Here is a 16276-nt window from a genome sequence, read left to right as displayed (position 1 = left end):
CATGACCGCAGCGTCGATTGCAGCGCCCTCCAACGTCCCCAGCGGACAACTCCTGCCATTCCGCGAATCGCTGCTGGCCATGCTCGGCATCTCGTTCGTCGCGATGCTGGTCGCGCTGGATCAAACCATCGTGGGCACCGCGCTGCCGCGTATCGTCGCCGAATTGAAGGGCTTCGACCTGTACGCGTGGGTCGCGACGTCGTACATGCTGGCCTCGGTCATTACGATTCCGATCTTCGGGCGGCTCGGCGACCAGTTCGGCCGCAAACCGTTTCTGATCGCCGCGATCATCCTGTTCACCGGCGCGTCCGTGTTGTGCGGGCTCGCCAGCAGCATGCTGCTGCTCGTCCTGTCGCGCGGCCTGCAAGGGATCGGCGGCGGCATTCTGATCGGCACGATGTTCGCCACCGTCGCCGATCTGTTCCCCGATCCGAAACGGCGGCTGCGCTGGCTGGTGTTCGTCACGTCCTCGTTCGGCGTGGCCAATATGGTGGGGCCGTCACTCGGCGGCATGCTGACGCAATACGGCGGCTGGCGGCTGGTGTTCTTCGTCAACGTGCCGGTCGGGCTGGTCTCGCTGCTGTTCGTGCAGCGCTTTCTGCCGCCTTTGCATGAACTGCGCCGCAAAGGCCCGGTCCGGCTCGACTGGCTCGGCGCGTGCGTGCTCGCGCTCACGTTCGGCACGCTGCAGGTGCTGATCGAACTGTTTCCCAAGCACGGCATCGACACCATGACGATCGCGCTCACCGCCGTCGCGGCGAGTTGCGCGCTGATCCTGTGGCTATGGGAACGCCGCGTCGGCTATCCGATCGTGCCGGTGGACATGCTGATGGATCGCAAGCTGTCCGCGCTGTTCGCCATGTCGGTGCTCGGCGGCTTCGCGCTGTTTTCGCTGGTGTTTTATGTGCCGCTGCTGTTTCAAGGCGGCTACGCGATGTCCGCGCACGACTCGGGCATGCTGATCACGCCGCTGCTGCTGGGCACGACGATCGGCAGCGTGGTCAACAACCGGATCGTCACACGAATCCGCCGCGCGAACGGCATCATGTACGTGGGCTTTGCGCTGTCCGCGCTGGCTTGCCTCAGCGTGGTCGCGCTGCACGGCAACGAGCCGCATCTGGTGTGGATGTCGTGCATGGGCATCAGCGGACTCGGCCTCGGTCTGGTCGCCACCAGCCTGACGGTCTGTTCGCAACAGATCGTCTCGCGCGATCACGTCGGCGCGGCGACCGCGCTGCTGCAATCGCTGCGGACCTTCGGCGGCATGCTCGGCACGGTGATGACCGGCGCGCTGCTCGGTCATCTCTACTCGCGCGGCGTCCACCGTTCGCTCGATTCGTATCAGGCGACGCAGTGGTTCAAATCGTTCGCCAGTCCGGAGTTGCTGGTGGATCGCGCGGAACAGGCCGCGTTGATCAACCGGCTGGTCAGCGCGGGCCACGCGGGCGACGCGATGATGAATTCCGCCCGCGACGCCCTCGTGCAGTCGATTCACATCGGCATTCTGGTGGCCGGCGCTGCCGCGCTGGTCGGCCTCTGCCTCGCCTGGTTCGTGCCGCCGGTGCGGATCGGCTATCCGGACACCGCCCTCGCGACGGACGATCCAACGCCAGCCGAGGCCCCTCCCGTGCCGCGCAGCGCGCTCTAAACGCCTGCTGCGGCGGGCGTCGACATTCTTCTTGCGTTCTGTATCACTCGATATATAATCCGTTTCTATATCGAGTGATACAGAATTTTGTTTGCTACGCAGGAAGGATCTTCGCCATGGCACGACCCCGCGGTTTCGACGAATCCGAGGTGCTCGAAGCGGCCAGCGCCGCGTTCTGGAGCAAGGGCTACGAGGCCACTTCCACGCGCGACCTGGTCAAGTCGACCGGTTTGACACAGCCCAGCCTTTACAACGCGTTCGGCGACAAGCGCGGTCTGTATCTGCGGGCGCTCGAGCACTATCTCGAGCACACGCTGCGCGAACGGATCAACCGGCTGGAAACCACCATGACGGCGGCACAGCGCGTCACGATGTTCTTCCACGAAATCATCGAGCGGGCAATTGCCGATCCGGACCAACGCGGTTGCATGCTGGTCAACTCGGCGCTGGAAACCTCGTCCGACGATCAGGCGTTCCGCGCCACCGTCGCCGCCGAACTGGACGAACTTCAGGCGTTTTTCCGCCGCTGTGTGGCGGAGGCTCAACAAAGTGGCGAGATCGCGACCACCGTTGCAGCGGACGATGCCGCCGCTCATCTGCTCGCCACGTTGATCGGCATCCGGATTCTCGCGCGCGTCAAACCGCAACGCGCGCAGCTCGTCGCGGCGATCGCGCCGGCGCTCATGCTGCTAGGCCTGCCGGCACTGCCGGAGTTATCCGCGCCAGCGCCATCTGCGCCAGGCAGCTCCGGCTAAGCCCCACGCGCCGAACGCGGCGCCTCTTCTAATGCAAAGTTTTTCCCCACCGACATCCGGTCGCCGCGCCATGCGCGCGCCGGTAAAGGAACCGTCATGTCCACAGTCCCCGCTTTAACGCCCGAAAGCACGCCCTCACTTGATAGCCGCGCGCTGTTCGCAACGCTCGCGGGGTTGTGCGGGAGTCTCGTCGCGATCGGGCTGGCGCGATTCGCCTACACGCCACTGATTCCCTCGCTGATCCAGGCGCACTGGTTCACCTCGTCGCAAGCCGTGACACTGGGCGCGGCGAATTTCGCCGGCTATCTGGTGGGCGCGTTGATCGGCCGTCCGCTGGCGTCGGCGTTGTCGAATCGCAGCGCGTTGCGTTGGCTGATGGTGGTCGTCACCGCCGCGTTCTTCGCCTGCGCGTATCCGCTGTCGATTAGCTGGTTTTTCGGCTGGCGTCTGCTGTCGGGCATCTCCGGCGGCGCGATCATGGTGCTGGTGGCCACGTCGATTCTTCCGCATATTCCCGCGCCACGTCGTGGCTTTGTTAGCGGCATGATCTTTCTCGGGCTGGGTCTCGGTATCGCGGCATCCGGCACGCTGATTCCCCAACTACTGCACTTCGGTTTGCAAACCACGTGGATCGGGCTCGGCGTCGTCGCGTTGGTGCTGACCGCCGTGAGCTGGTTCGGCTGGCCGTCGACCAATCAGCCCGCGCCGCCGGCGTCGTCCGCCGCGCATCATGACGCGCGCCCGCAGGGTTTAAAGCTACGCGTGCTGTACGCGCAATACGCGGCGAACGCACTCGGACTCGTCCCGGCGATGGTGCTGCTGGTGGACTACGTGGCGCGCGGCCTGGGACGTGGCGCGGCGATCGGCGCCGACTACTGGGTGTTGTACGGCGTGGCGGCGATCGTGGGACCGGTACTCTGCGGCAACATGGCCGATCGTATCGGCGCGGGCAAGGCCTATCGGCTCGCGCTGCTTCTGCAAGCGTTAGCGGTCGCGATGCTGGCGCTGTCGGGTAGCACAGTGGCCCTGGTCATCGCGACGGTGATTCTCGGTATCTTCACGCCTGGCATCGTCACGCTGGCGCTCGGCCGCATTCATGAACTCGTGCCGCACGACCACACCGAACAGCGTGCCGCATGGAGCCGCGCGACGACCGCCTTCGCTCTCTTCCAGGCGCTCGGCGGCTATGGCTACTCGTATCTTTTCTCGCACTCGCATAACAATTACGCGCTGATTTTCATCTGCGGTGCGGTAGCGCTCGGCGTTGCGTTCGTTGCCGATCTGGTGGTGGCTCGCATCGGCGCGCTGCGGCCCGCACAGGGGTAAGCGAATGACGCGGGTTTAAAACGTTCTCGACACGACTCTCCGCCTGGGCATGCGGTTTGCTGAATAGGGACATCGATCTGCCGATCGCGAACCCTTCTCACGATGGGCGCTGCGTGGCTAGCGTGACGGCAGATCCTGTCAACCCAAGCGGAGGTTATTAATATGTTGGGAACTATTCTTCTGATTGTGCTGATTCTTCTTCTCATCGGTGCGTTTCCGACCTGGCCGCATAGCCGCTCGTGGGGCTACGCGCCGACGGGTGGTATCGGTGTCGTGCTGATCGTCATCATCGTGTTGCTTGTGGCGGGTGTGATATAGCCTCGGCAGATTGAAGCACCAGGTTCTTTCGTTCAGTTTCGTTCGAACCGAACCTTGAACCGGGCCGGCCGCCGGATATCGATGCAGTTCGCTGCTCGGTTATCCGGCGGCTTCGTTATGTCGACGGTTGCCGCTTATTCACGCTTATTCACGCTTGTCATGCCGGAGAATGCGATGGAAAAGTTACTCGCGAATCAGGTCGCCTTGATCACCGGCGCTAGCTCCGGGATTGGTTACGGCGTCGCGAAAGCGCTGGCGGATGCCGGTGCCACTGTGGTGCTCAACTACCACTCGCATGCCGATGCAGCGCAACAACTCGCCGACGAGATCGAGCAGGCAGGTGGCGCCGCACTCGCGGTTCAAGCCGATGTGGCCAACCCCGCTCAAGTCGACAGTATGTTCGACGCCTGCCGTACGCGCTTCGGGACTGTGGATATCGTGATCGCGAATTCGGGCGTGCAGAAAGACAGCGCGTTTGCCGATATGACGCTGCAAGATTGGCAAACGGTACTGGCAACCAATCTGACCGGGCAATTTCTGACCGCGCAAGCCGCTGTGAAGGAATTCAGGCGACGCGGACCGCACGACGTGTCCAAAGCGTTGGGCAAAATTATCTGCATGAGCTCCGTGCACGAAGTCATTCCGTGGGCGGGACATGTGAACTACGCGGCGTCGAAAGGGGGCATTCAGATGTTCATGAAATCCCTTGCGCAAGAGGTCGCGCCCGAACGGATTCGCGTCAACTCCATTGCGCCCGGCGCGATCCGCACGCCGATCAATAAAGATGCATGGGATACCGAGGCCGCGCGCGAGAAGCTGCTGAAATTGATTCCGTACGGCCGTGTGGGCGACGTGGAGGACATCGGCAAGGCCGCTGTCTGGCTCGCGTCGGACGATAGCGATTATGTGGTCGGCACGACGTTGTTCGTCGACGGCGGCATGACGCTTTATCCTGGCTTTGCGGATAATGGCTGACCGTTACGCGTCTTGTGCTTCGTCGCCGTTGAGCAGTTGTTCGAACAGATCCGCGCCGCCCATCTGACCGCCTTTGAGCATGATCTCCATGCCGTCGAGTTCCGCGCGATCGGCATGCAGACGACACACCGTGACGCCAGCCGACAAGGGCGCAAGATACGATAAACCCCATGCGCCGAGCGCACGCACGGCGAAGCTCGACGTGTCGCCGCCGGCGATGCCGACGCGCTGCAAAGGCACGGCGTTGAGTACTTGTTGCAGCAGTGCCGCGCAGGCATCGGCGAGTTGTGGGAGTGCGCCTTCGGCAGATGCGGTTATATTCGCATCGGCATTCACCGTCGTCTCGCGATCCGCCGCGCGCACCGCTCGCCGCTTCGTGAAGGCAAGCACGTTACGCCCATCGCGCAACGAACTGGCTATCGCTTCCACACGTGTCGCGAGATACGCGGCGGCATCGTTGCCGGTCATTTGCAACGGGTCCAACTCGACACGCAAATAAGATCGCGCCGCCTCGATCTGTAACTCGGTCAACGGCGACAAACTGCCCGCCAGCACGAACACGGGACCACGCGCGCGCGCCAGCCCGACGGGTTCGCTTGCCGTTGCGGACCGACACGCGTCACCGCGCGCCAACGCATACGCCTGCGCGACACTGCTCGCGCCGACCGCCAGCAGCGGCGCCGACGTCGCGGCGTAACGCGAGATCAGATCGCCAATCGCTTGCAGATGCGACTCGTCGAGCACGTCGAACAGCACGGCGTCCGGCTTTGAATCGAGCCGACGCCGCACATCGGATTCCAACGCAGCAGCGCCCGCCGCGTAACGCCGCCAATCGATCGATTGCACATTTTCCAATCCTTGTCGCTGTAGATGCACGCGCAAATCCGCTTCGTGCATCGGCGTCACAGGATGTCGGCTCATGGTCGGATGACGGTCTATCCGGTAGACCGCTTGCCGCGCATCGTCGGCACCGGCCGCCGCGAATAACTCGCCAAACACGCAATAGCGCCGCAAATCCGGCTGTCCGCCGACCACCGCGACCAGTTCGTTCGCGCAGTACTCGCGGAGCGTGCGAACCGCCACGCCGATGCTGCCGGTCTGCGGCGCGCTATCGAAGGTCGAACACACCTTGTAGTGCATCACGCGCACGCCAAGGCTCGCGAATGCCGCACCGACACGGGCGAGTTCACGTTGCTGCGCGGAGGGCGCCATGGTCCGCGCCGCGCCCGCGACACCGAGCGCGTCGAGCGGGCCCAGCCGCGACAGACGCGCGGCATCCGGCGGCTCGAAAAACAGCATCGTGCGCAAGCCGGCGCGGGCGAGATGCGCGAGCGTGTCGGTCGCGCCGGTGAAATCGTCGCCGTAAAACGCGTAGTCCGGGCCATCGTTGCGCGGCAAGTCGCTCATGTTCTTTATGCCCTTATCCGTGTCGACGCGCCGCTCACGCGCGACCGCCGAAAAACTGCAACGCGCGTCGCAGTTCCGGCATGTGTTCCGCGTACACCGGCAACGGCGTGCCCGCCTGCACTGCGGCCCACGCCTGGCGCACGCTCGTTACGCCCGCAGCGGGGCCATCCGGATGCGCGAGAATGCCGCCGCCCGACATGAACAGCAGGTCGGTGGAACGCACCGCGTCAAAGGTCGCCTGCGCGGTGCCCGCCCATTGGCCCGATGAAAACGCCGGCAGCACCACGTCGTCGTAGCCGGACGCGAGCGGCGTCGCGCAGTCGCGTGCTGACTCGATCACCTCGGCGTCGCTCTGCGCGAATTTACCGGCCAGGCCGTGCACGTGCATGTGATCGACGCCCGTCAAACGCCACAAGGTTTGATACGCCTGAAACGACATGCCGAGCGCCGGATCGCGCGACATCATGCCGTAGCCGTTGCGATGCGCGTGAAGCACCAGCGGCGTGGCGCGGCGCAGCGTCTGGATTGCCGAAAAGCCGCACCAGTTGATGCTCGCCATCACGCAACTGCCGCCTTCCTGTTCGACCAGATCGGCGTGACGGCGCATGGCGTCGAGGTCGTCGGTGATATTGAACGCGACCATGACCGGCCGGCCGCTGCGCTCGCGATAGCCGCGCACTTCGGCCATCACCGCCCGCACGCGCTCCGCGAGCGGCGCGTGCAGCGGGTTCGCGCACACCTCGTCGTCCTTGATGAAATCGACGCCCGCTTCGCAAAGCTCACGCACCAGCGCCGCTGTTTCCGCCGCGCTCAGGCCGACGTTCGGTTTGACGATCGTGCCGATCAGCGGTCGGTCGCGCACCTCCGTCAGCGCGCGCGTGCCCTTCACGCCATGCCGCGGCATTTCAAAACGCGCGCGATAGGCGGCCGGCAAACGCAGCGACAACAGGCGCATGCCGGTCACTTCGCCGAGGTCGTACAGATTGCCGGCGACGGTCGCGGCCAGCGTCGGCAAATTCGCGTCGATGTTGGCCAGCGGGAACGACAGCGTGACGCGCGCACGCCGCCACGGTCCGTTGATGCGCTGGCGCGCGAGCCAGGCATTCGGCAAGCTGGGTTGCTGAGCGGCGTCGAGTTCTTCGATGCGCAGCACGGTCGCGCGACTGCGCGCGCGCAGCGCGTCGGATTCATTGGCCACGCGCACGAAGGTGCCGCTCGACTGCTCGCCGGCCATCACGTCGGCGACGCGCGCGGGATCGAGCGGCGTCTCGATCAGATAGTCGGCTTCGAGTACATCGTCGCCGGTCTGCCGTTGCGGCGCGGCGTTCATAGCGTGCCCAGATCGGGAAAACGGCGTACCGGATCGCTGCCGTCCCAGTCACGGGACGCCGCATAGATCATGTCGAACAGTTTGCCTTTCGGCCCGGCGATCTCCGACAGTTCGATCACGGTGCCCGGATGGTTTTCCGTGTCGAAGTAAACGAACCGGCCGTTACGCCCCACTTCCCCGCTCATCGCGACCTTGAAACCCTGCTCCTGCAGACGGGCGAGATCCGCGTCGAACGAGGTGGTCCAATACGCGTTGTGCTGCAAGCCCGTATGACCAGCGGTGAGAAAGTCGCGATACATCGACGGTGCGTCGTTACGTGTCTGGATCAATTCGACCTGCAACGGTCCCGAGTTCGCCAACGCGACGGAGTTATGCACCTCGTAAGATTGGCCGCGATACGTGTAGTTTTCGATGGGCACGCGTTCGTTGTAGAACCACGGGCCAACGCCGAGCACGCGGCTCCAGTAGTCCATTGCGGCTTCGATATCGCGGACCACATATCCCGCCTGACGAATTTCGCCAAAGAAACGACTCATATAGCTCTCCCAAAGCGCCAGGATTGAAAAGACGAGCGACACCCCGGCGCGGCTGTCGACGCAGCGCCCGTAGGTCGAACGTGTAGAGAAAACTTAGAGAAACCCGATCGATATCCAGGGAATCGCCGCGACCAGAATCAACCCGACGATCAGTGCGCCCATATAGCCGGCGATCGGACCCATGCCCGCGTCGGGATTGACCTTGCTGATTGCGCACGCCGAGTAATAACCGACGCCGAACGGCGGTGAAAACAGGCCCACGCCCATCGAGAGAATCACGACGATCGCGTAGTGCACCTCATTGACCCCGGCGAGCCGCGCGATCGGAAACAGCAGCGGCCCGAACAGCACAATGGCGGGTATCCCTTCGAGCACACTGCCGAGCATCACGAACACGACGATCGACACCGCGAGAAAACCATACGCGCCGCCGGGCATGGCGCCCATCCATTGCGCGAGGTCCTGCGAAAAGCCGGATTGCGTGAGTGCCCACGCCATGGCGGTCGCGCATCCGATGATAAAAAGAATCGCCCCCGACAAAGTGGCGGCGTCCACCAGCATGCGGCCGAGCCGCCGCCATTCGAACCGGCGATAGATCAGCACGCCGACCAGCATCGAATAGGCAATGCCGATGGTGGACACCTCGGTTGCGGTCGCGATGCCCTCCACCACCGCCATGCGAATCACGAACGGCAAGGCCAGCGCCGGCAACGACACGAGGAACAGCCGCCCGATCTGCGCCCGCGTGAACCGCTGCGCACCACTCAGATCTTCCTTGCGGTAACGCCACCACACCACGGCACACAGAATCAGCGCGAGCACCGCGCCCGGCAGCATGCCCGCCGTGAACAGCGCGGAGATCGACAAGCCGGTGACCGAGCCGATCGTGATCAGCACGATGCTGGGTGGAATGGTTTCGCTTTGCGCGCCGGTCGTAGCGAGCAGCGCGACCAGATCGCCTTCGGAGGCACCGCGTTTTTTCATCTCGGGGAACAGCACCGGCGCAATCGCCGCCATGTCCGCCACTTTCGAACCGGAGATGCCGGACACCAGATACATCGCGCCGATCAGCACGAACGACAACCCGCCATGCACATGACCGACGAGGCTCGCGAGGAATTCGATCATCGCGCGCGCCATGCCGGTCATTTCGATCAGCAGGCCGAGAAACACAAACAGCGGCACCGCCAGCAACACGAGATGCGACATGCCCTCGTCCATGCGACCGACCATCACTTCGAGCGGCGTAAAGGTCGAGAGACCGAGATAGCCGAAGGTGGCAAGCGCGAAGGAGAACCCGATCGGCACGCCCGAGAAAATCCCGACCGCCACGACGCCGACGAAAAAGATCACGAGGTTGGTCTTGCCCAGGGTCTGGAACCATGGGCCGGCGAACACCGCCACCGCGCCAAGCACCGCCGCGATGACGAGCACGATAAGTACGTCGCGCATCCGGCTCACCTGCGCGAGACGAAGCAGGCCGACCAGCAGCATGAGCGCCGCGCCGATGGGCAACGCGAGCGCGCGCCACGCGTTGCTGATCTGCAAAGCGGGCGTCACGATCGCGGCCTCGCCGGACGCGTAGTCATAGGCCGGTGCGATCAGTAGCGCCAGCAACGCAACCGACGCCGCGATCGCCAGCGTATCGACGAACGCGCGCCGCGACGGCGTCAAACGGCTGACCAGCGCCGTCATCCGCATATGTTCGCCGCGTCGCAACGCCAGCACGGCGCCGAGCATGGCGAGCCACAAAAACAGGATGCCCGCGAGTTCGTCCGACCAGACCAGCGGCTGATGCAGCACGTAGCGCCACACCACGCCCGCGAGCATGACGACGATTTCCATCGCCAGCAGCGCGGCCGCGCAGACTTCGACGAGCGCGATCAAACCGCGATCGAAGCTTCGCAACCAGCGGCGCGGCGCGCTCGCCGCGTGCAACGGCACGTGCGCTTCCACTGGGTTCAACGCGTGATTCGACATCCTTGCGCCTCCTCGCGGGTGATCGCCGCGCTTCGTCTTTTCATTTGGTGCTCATCGGTTTGCAGCGCGCGCGTTCAGGCCAGCTTGCCGACCGATTGTTCGAGCAGGTCCCACGCCTGATCGCCGAATTTGCCTTTCCATTCGGCGTAAAAACCCGCCTGGCGCAAAGCGGCACGAAACGTATCCGGCGCCGGACGATTGATCGCGAGACCCTTGCTTTGCAGATCCGCGACGGCCGCGTCGTTGAGCTTGCGCACGTCCTCGCGCTGCCGCAGCGCCGACTGATTGAACGCGTCGCTCGCAATGCCTTGCAGGTCTTTCGGCAAGCGTTGCCACGCGCGCGGATTCAGCACGAACCAGTAGCCGTCCCACATGTGATTGGTCAGCGAACAGTACTTCTGCACTTCGTAGAGTTTCGCCACTTGCACGATCGGCAGCGGGTTTTCCTGCGCATCGACGATATGCGTTTGCAGCGACGAATAGACTTCGCTGAATTGCAGGCTGGTGGGCGAGGCGCCGAGACCCTTGAACATATCGATACTGAGCGGACTCACCGGCACGCGGATCTTCAGACCGTGCATGTTCTGCGCGCTCGTGATCGGCCCGGTGCTCGTGGTCGTCTGACGAAAGCCGTTGTCCCACATCTTTTCGAACGACTCGAGGCCGGCCTTCTGCATCGCCGCGCGCACGTACGCGCCGAGCTTGCCGTCCATCGCGCTCCACACCTGGTTGTAGTCGCTGAAGGCAAAGCCGACGGCATTGATCGCGACGGACGGCGCGAGCGTCGACACCACCAGCGCCGACGGCGTGAACATTTCGATGCCGCCGCTGCGCACCTGCGCGAGCATGTCGGTGTCGCCGCCCAACTGGTTGTTAGGGAATATCCGGATCTCCATGCGCCCCTTCGACGCCTCGCGGATCTGATTGGCGGCCTCCTGCGAGCGCACGTTCAGCGGATGCGTGAGCGGCAGATTGTTGCCGTACTTGAACACGAATTCCGGCCCGGACGCCGCGCGCACGATCGCCGGAAAACCCAGCGCGCTGGCTAGCGGTACGGCGGCTGCGGCGCGCAGTACGGTGCGTCTCGCGAGGTTGGTCATTTGAGCGTCTCCTTGCTTATAATTGATGTGACGGTCGAATCCATCAAAAACCATCATCGTTCACGGCAACCTTTACTGGCATGACGGACTACGCTTTGATTTCGGGTCGGCGGCGTTCAGTCGTTGCGTGATAGCTGCAAGACTAGGCGTGCGCGGCAAGTGCTGTCAAACCGCGAACTTGATGGTTTTTGATTGACCTCTCCCTGAAGGACTGCCATGTCCGAACCGCTTCCTGGCGCCGACGCTAACCTCGCTGCACGAGCGCGCATTCCCGATATCGCGCGTGCCGCGGGGGTCTCTACCGCCACGGTGGATCGTGTGCTCAACGGTCGCGAGAACGTGCGCGCCGTCACTGCGCAACGTGTGCTGCAAGCGGCCGCGCAACTCGGTTATCTGCTCACGCCCAATGCGCCCGCCGTCACCGCGTCGAAGCCCATGCGAATAGCGTTTCTGCTGCCCGCCGGCACGAATCGCTACCTGCACATGCTCGGCGACTACATCGACTTCGCGCACGATCAGTGGAACGCGCTCGATATGAAATGCCGTGTGCACTACGTCGAGAGTTTCAATCCGAAGGAACTGGCCGACCGTCTGTTGCATTACGGACAGCGCGCGGATGGCGTGGTGTTCATGGCGCTCGAACATCCGCAAGTGCGAGACGCGGTAAATGCGCTCGCGGATCAGGGCGTGCCCGCTATCACGTTGATTTCGGATTTATCGAATGCGCGGCGGCTGGCTTATGTAGGTATCGACAACCGCTCGGCCGGGCGCACCGCGGCGCTATTGCTGGGGCGTTTCATGGGGCCGCGACCGAGCGGCAAGATCGCGATGCTCGCGGGCAGTCTCAACTATCGCGGGCACGAAGAGCGCGAGATCGGCTTTCTGCATCTGATCGAATCGACGTTTCCTCAGGTACGCGTGATCGGACTGCGTGAAGGACACGACGATAGCGAGCGCAACTATATGCAGACGCGCAAGTTGCTGGAGCAGCATCCCGATCTCGCGGGCATTTATAACAGCGGCGGCGGATCGGATGGCGTCGCGCGTGCGATTGTCGAAGCGCGTTCGGAACCGAAGATTCTGTTCGTCGGCCATGGCTTGACGCCGGATACGCGCGCGTTGTTGATCGATGGGACGATGGACGCGTTGATTACGCAAACGCCGCAGTCGATGGTGGGGAATTGTCTGCGGATTTTCCGCAACGTGCGGGAGAAACGCGAGGCGATGCACGACGTGAAGCCGGTGCAATTCAGTATTGTTCTGCGGGAGAACTTACCTTGACCTGGCGGCCGGGAGAAGCACCGCCAGCAAGGCCGGCAGCGTCAAACGTAGCGTCGTATCAGGTCAGGCACGCCGGATGCTCAATCACCTTCGTATTCAAACTTCAACACGAAAGGAGATCACATCATGCCTTATCTTCTCGGCTGGCTTCTTGGCGTCCCGCTGATCGTACTGGTCATCCTGTACCTGATTTTTCACTGATTCTCAGCAACGTCTCTCAGCGCCCGGCGCGCTGACTCGTGAAAGGCGACGCCCGCGATCTGCGGCGTCGCCTTTCGCGCATCCGGCACGCGCGCAAACGTCGTCCCGCGATCACCGCCGTCGATGCCACCTCCACCAGGCATTCGGTTAGGAACATGCGTCCATGCCCGGCGAGCGCGCCTTCCGGCGCGGTTGACGCCGGAATTCGCCCGCGTGCCGCCTTCTTGCTGGGAAGGCAGCGAGACACCGGATAACAGCTTGTGGCTAAACGAGGCCGTGGGCGCGAAGCCCGCGGCCCGGGCGGTTGTCCCGGGCATGAATGCACCCTGAAAATATACCCGGAGGCAGGCTGGATAGGCTTCTTAAAGCCCTGCGCCGGAACCGTCATGTCAGGACGATATTCCGCTAGAATAGGATTTAACAGAACATACTTCCGATAACGCTATGACAACCCGAAATCGCCCACTCGACAACCAGGATCGCAAGATCATGCGCGAGTTGCAGAAAAACGCGCGTCTGAGCAATGCGGAACTGGCCGAGCTGGTGGGCATGTCGACCACCGCGTGCTGGAATCGCACGCGTCAGTTGGAAACGGAGGGATACATCCGCGGCTATGTCGCTTTGCTCGATCAGCAAAAGCTCGGTTTCGCGGATGTGGTGTTGCTGGAGGTCACGCTCGACCGTCACGACGACGACGCCCTCGCCCGCTTCGGCGCCGAACTCGCGACGCTGTCGGAAGTGCTCGAGGCGTATCTGGTGTCGGGCGACTACGACTATCTGGTCAAGGTGGCCGTGGACGGCACCGCGGGTTACGAGCGCTTTCTGCGCGAGAAGCTCTACAAGATTGCCGGCATCCGGCATAGCCGCTCGATGTTCGCGCTGCGCTGCATGAAGAGCATTCCGTCGATTGCGGTGTAGCGGGTTGCTGCGTCGCGCTTCGTCGGCTGCATCAGCGCATTAGGCAGATCGCTGTGACCGTGCCCCGCGCTCACGCGCCGTGCGCTTCCGCCATCGCCACGACAATTCGCCGAGGCCCCGAAAACGGCGCTCGGCCATGCGTCAGCAGCATGTTGTCGAGCATCATCACGTCGCCGCGTTGCCACGCGAAATCGAGTCGATGCGCGTCGTACACCGCACGCACGCTATCGAGTTCGGCGTCGGCGATCGGCGTGCCATCGCCGTAGTACACGTTGCGCGGCAAATCTTCTTCTTCGACGAGGTCGAGCAGCGCCTCGAGCGTCGCGTCTTCCAGCGACGACACATGAAACAGATGCGCCTGGTTGAACCACACGTCCTCGCCGGTACGCGGATGCCGCGCGACCGCCTGGCAAATCTGCCGGGTGCGCAGATCGCCGTCTTCTTTCCACTCCCATTCGATCTGATGCGCGCGGCAATAGGCTTCGGCGACCGCCGTGTCTTCGGTGTTGAAGACCTGCTGCCACGACAGATCGAGTCCACCGCCGTAGTTGCGCACGTACATCAGCTTGCGATTCGCGAAGCGTTCGCGCAGCGCGGGATCGATGCCCTGATATACGGCGCGCGCGTCGGCTACCGGTGTTTCGCCGCGATCGCCAGGCGCGACGTCGCAGTAGAACCAGATCTTCATCGGCCAGTTCGTCGTGTACGCCTGCTCGTTGTGCTGCGGAATCCACTGATGCGCGGGATAGTCGGTCGACGAATAGACACCCTTCGTCACTTCGCTGCGCGGCGTCGAGCCGAACTCGTACGACAGCAGTGGCGAGCCAAAGCTCTTGGCGAATTCGTGAAAGCGTTCGATGCTCATGTCGGCGAAACCGCGCAGCAGCACACCGCCGTCGCGGGCGAGATGCTCGTGGATCGACGCGTGCCAGCCGCGATCGAGAATGTCGCTGGCGTCGGCGGGTGCGTTCATGACCGGCAAACGCGTGCGGCCTCTCTGGAACGCGGTATCGGCGAGCTGGATCTCAGCGGGTGCTTCCCGGATGTCATTCGACATACGTGGCTCCTGAATTGAGTGAGTCGATTCGCGCCGCGAAGCGCACCGGCCGACGCGTGCCTAGGTCGATTCGATGCAACGCCGGGATGACTCAGCGAATGCAACCCGGTGGTAAATCGATTTTTGCGATGATACTGATAATGATTCTCATTTGATAGTGGCACGCAACGGCTTCTGACACGCGGCCAGCACCGCGCCGGCCGCGAGCAGTAGCGCGGAATAGACCAGCCCGCGCGCGAGACCGGCGCCGTCCGAGACCCAGCCGATCACCATCGGCCCGACAATCTGCCCGAACGCGAAGACGATCGTGAACGCGCTGATGCCTTTGGCCCAGTGGCTCGCGGGCAGGTTGTGGCGCACGAATGCGGTGGTCGAGGCGACGGCCGACAGGAAGGTCGCGCCGAACAGCACGCCGGACACGAACGCCACCCATGGCTGAGTAAACAGCGCGGGCAGCAAGGTCGCGATGGCGAGCAGCGCGTTGAGCACCGCGAGCGCCTGGCCGCCTCGCATTCGGTCGAGCAGGCTGGACCATATGCGCGCCGACATCACCGTCGCCACGCCGAGCAGCAGATAAAACCCCGTGACGACGACCGCGCTCATGCCCGCGTTGCGCAGCAGCGCCACGATGAACGTCATATAGCCGATGTAACCGACACCGAACAGGCCATAGCCCGCCAACGCGAGGCTGAAACGCGGCCAACGCGGCGCGTCGGCGTGAGCGGTTGCGCGCGTCGCCGGATGGGCGGCGGGATGTACGCGCTCGATCTTGCGCGCCGCCTGAATCGCCACCGCGGCGAACGCCGCGCACGCGACGGCCAGCGCGAACCACGCGAACTGCCAGCCGTGCGCAACGTTGATGATCGTCACCGGCACCAGTACCGACGACGCGACGATTCCCCATCCCGTGCCGCCGTAGTACAGACCGAGCACGAGACCGGCGTCGTGCGGTCTCGCCGACGCCAGACGCGCCGCCAGCACGCCGCCGCTGATGAAAATCGCCGCGCTGGTCGCGCCGGTGATCACCCGCAAGGCAAGCAGCGAATGCGTGTCCGCAAGCAGGCCGCTGACGGCCATGAGCAGCGTCGTGGCCGCGCAGCCGACACCAAACAGGACGCCCGACGACCAGCGGCGCGCGAGCGGCGGGAACGCCAGCGCGCCGAGCAGATAGCCCAGCGCGTTGGCGGTGTTCATCGCGCCGGCCTGCGCGAAGCTCCAGCCGAGGTCGAGCTTCATCGACGGCAATAGCAGCGCGTAAGCGAAGCGGGCGAGTCCCAGCGCGATCGCGCTGCCTAGTGAGAGCGCGGCGGCAAGCATCAGGGTCGGGAGACGGTGCGCCGCTTCGGAGTCCGTGGCGGACACGGCGGCGTCGAGTGATTTTGTCGGCATGGGCGGGCGGAAGTGGGCAAGGATGCTGCAGACCGGTCGTGCCGCAAACGCTGAT

At 63.8% G+C, this 16276-nt stretch carries 14 protein-coding genes; 7 read left to right on the top strand and 7 right to left on the bottom strand.

The genetic code is table 11. The features are described from left to right. The first annotated feature begins 1 nt into the window (after position 1). The 5 genes from HWY05_RS30090 to HWY05_RS30070 all read left to right on the top strand — a co-directional run bounded on the left by HWY05_RS30090 (position 2) and on the right by HWY05_RS30070 (position 5022). Complete coding sequence (locus tag HWY05_RS30090) at positions 2 to 1648, top strand: MFS transporter (protein WP_035559893.1); 1647 nt, start codon at positions 2 to 4, stop codon at positions 1646 to 1648. Positions 1649 to 1764: 116 nt separating this feature from the next. Continuing rightward, on the top strand, positions 1765 to 2403 hold the full coding sequence (locus tag HWY05_RS30085; RefSeq protein WP_176060598.1) for a TetR/AcrR family transcriptional regulator: 639 nt from the start codon (positions 1765 to 1767) through the stop codon (positions 2401 to 2403). Positions 2404 to 2499: 96 nt separating this feature from the next. Then, positions 2500 to 3729 (top strand): YbfB/YjiJ family MFS transporter, encoded by a 1230-nt coding sequence (locus HWY05_RS30080; RefSeq protein WP_176060597.1) that lies wholly within the window; start codon positions 2500 to 2502, stop codon positions 3727 to 3729. Positions 3730 to 3891: 162 nt separating this feature from the next. Beyond that, on the top strand, positions 3892 to 4047 hold the full coding sequence (locus tag HWY05_RS30075) for a DUF3309 family protein (protein ID WP_035559900.1): 156 nt from the start codon (positions 3892 to 3894) through the stop codon (positions 4045 to 4047). A gap of 174 nt (positions 4048 to 4221) precedes the next feature. Continuing rightward, positions 4222 to 5022, top strand: a complete 801-nt coding sequence (locus HWY05_RS30070; RefSeq protein ID WP_176060596.1) for an SDR family oxidoreductase — start codon at positions 4222 to 4224, stop codon at positions 5020 to 5022. Positions 5023 to 5025: 3 nt separating this feature from the next. On the opposite strand, the gene HWY05_RS30065 is transcribed toward HWY05_RS30070, so the two are convergent. The 5 genes from HWY05_RS30065 to HWY05_RS30045 form a co-directional block, all read right to left on the bottom strand. After that, positions 5026 to 6429: a four-carbon acid sugar kinase family protein gene (locus HWY05_RS30065; protein WP_176060595.1), complete on the bottom strand. Its 1404-nt coding sequence runs from the start codon at positions 6427 to 6429 to the stop codon at positions 5026 to 5028. 34 nt (positions 6430 to 6463) lie between these two features. Then, positions 6464 to 7759, bottom strand: a complete 1296-nt coding sequence (locus HWY05_RS30060; protein WP_035559905.1) for a ribulose-bisphosphate carboxylase large subunit family protein — start codon at positions 7757 to 7759, stop codon at positions 6464 to 6466. Beyond that, entirely contained in the window at positions 7756 to 8295 is a 540-nt protein-coding gene (locus tag HWY05_RS30055; protein ID WP_035559908.1) for a VOC family protein, read from the bottom strand. The genes HWY05_RS30060 and HWY05_RS30055 overlap by 4 nt, the downstream gene beginning before the upstream one ends. A gap of 93 nt (positions 8296 to 8388) precedes the next feature. Continuing rightward, positions 8389 to 10275 carry a TRAP transporter large permease subunit gene (locus HWY05_RS30050; RefSeq protein ID WP_176060594.1) on the bottom strand — a complete coding sequence of 629 codons (1887 nt, stop codon included), beginning with the start codon at positions 10273 to 10275 and terminating at the stop codon, positions 8389 to 8391. A gap of 74 nt (positions 10276 to 10349) precedes the next feature. After that, positions 10350 to 11375, bottom strand: a complete 1026-nt coding sequence (locus tag HWY05_RS30045) for a TRAP transporter substrate-binding protein (RefSeq protein ID WP_176060593.1) — start codon at positions 11373 to 11375, stop codon at positions 10350 to 10352. 216 nt (positions 11376 to 11591) lie between these two features. On the opposite strand from HWY05_RS30045, the gene HWY05_RS30040 reads away from it, so the two are divergent. After that, positions 11592 to 12656, top strand: a complete 1065-nt coding sequence (locus tag HWY05_RS30040; protein WP_176060592.1) for a LacI family DNA-binding transcriptional regulator — start codon at positions 11592 to 11594, stop codon at positions 12654 to 12656. Positions 12657 to 13301: 645 nt separating this feature from the next. Continuing rightward, complete coding sequence (locus HWY05_RS30035) at positions 13302 to 13775, top strand: Lrp/AsnC family transcriptional regulator (protein ID WP_035559916.1); 474 nt, start codon at positions 13302 to 13304, stop codon at positions 13773 to 13775. 70 nt (positions 13776 to 13845) lie between these two features. On the opposite strand, the gene HWY05_RS30030 is transcribed toward HWY05_RS30035, so the two are convergent. Together HWY05_RS30030 and HWY05_RS30025 are read right to left on the bottom strand one after the other, a co-directional pair. After that, complete coding sequence (locus tag HWY05_RS30030; RefSeq protein WP_176060591.1) at positions 13846 to 14832, bottom strand: TauD/TfdA family dioxygenase; 987 nt, start codon at positions 14830 to 14832, stop codon at positions 13846 to 13848. A 147-nt stretch (positions 14833 to 14979) separates the two neighbouring features. Continuing rightward, complete coding sequence (locus HWY05_RS30025; RefSeq protein ID WP_176060590.1) at positions 14980 to 16221, bottom strand: YbfB/YjiJ family MFS transporter; 1242 nt, start codon at positions 16219 to 16221, stop codon at positions 14980 to 14982. Positions 16222 to 16276: the final 55 nt, after the last annotated feature.

It is taken from the genome of Paraburkholderia sp. BCC1876 (assembly GCF_902833695.1).
Lineage (GTDB): Bacteria > Pseudomonadota > Gammaproteobacteria > Burkholderiales > Burkholderiaceae > Paraburkholderia.
This window is presented reverse-complemented; position numbering and strand designations above follow the sequence as displayed.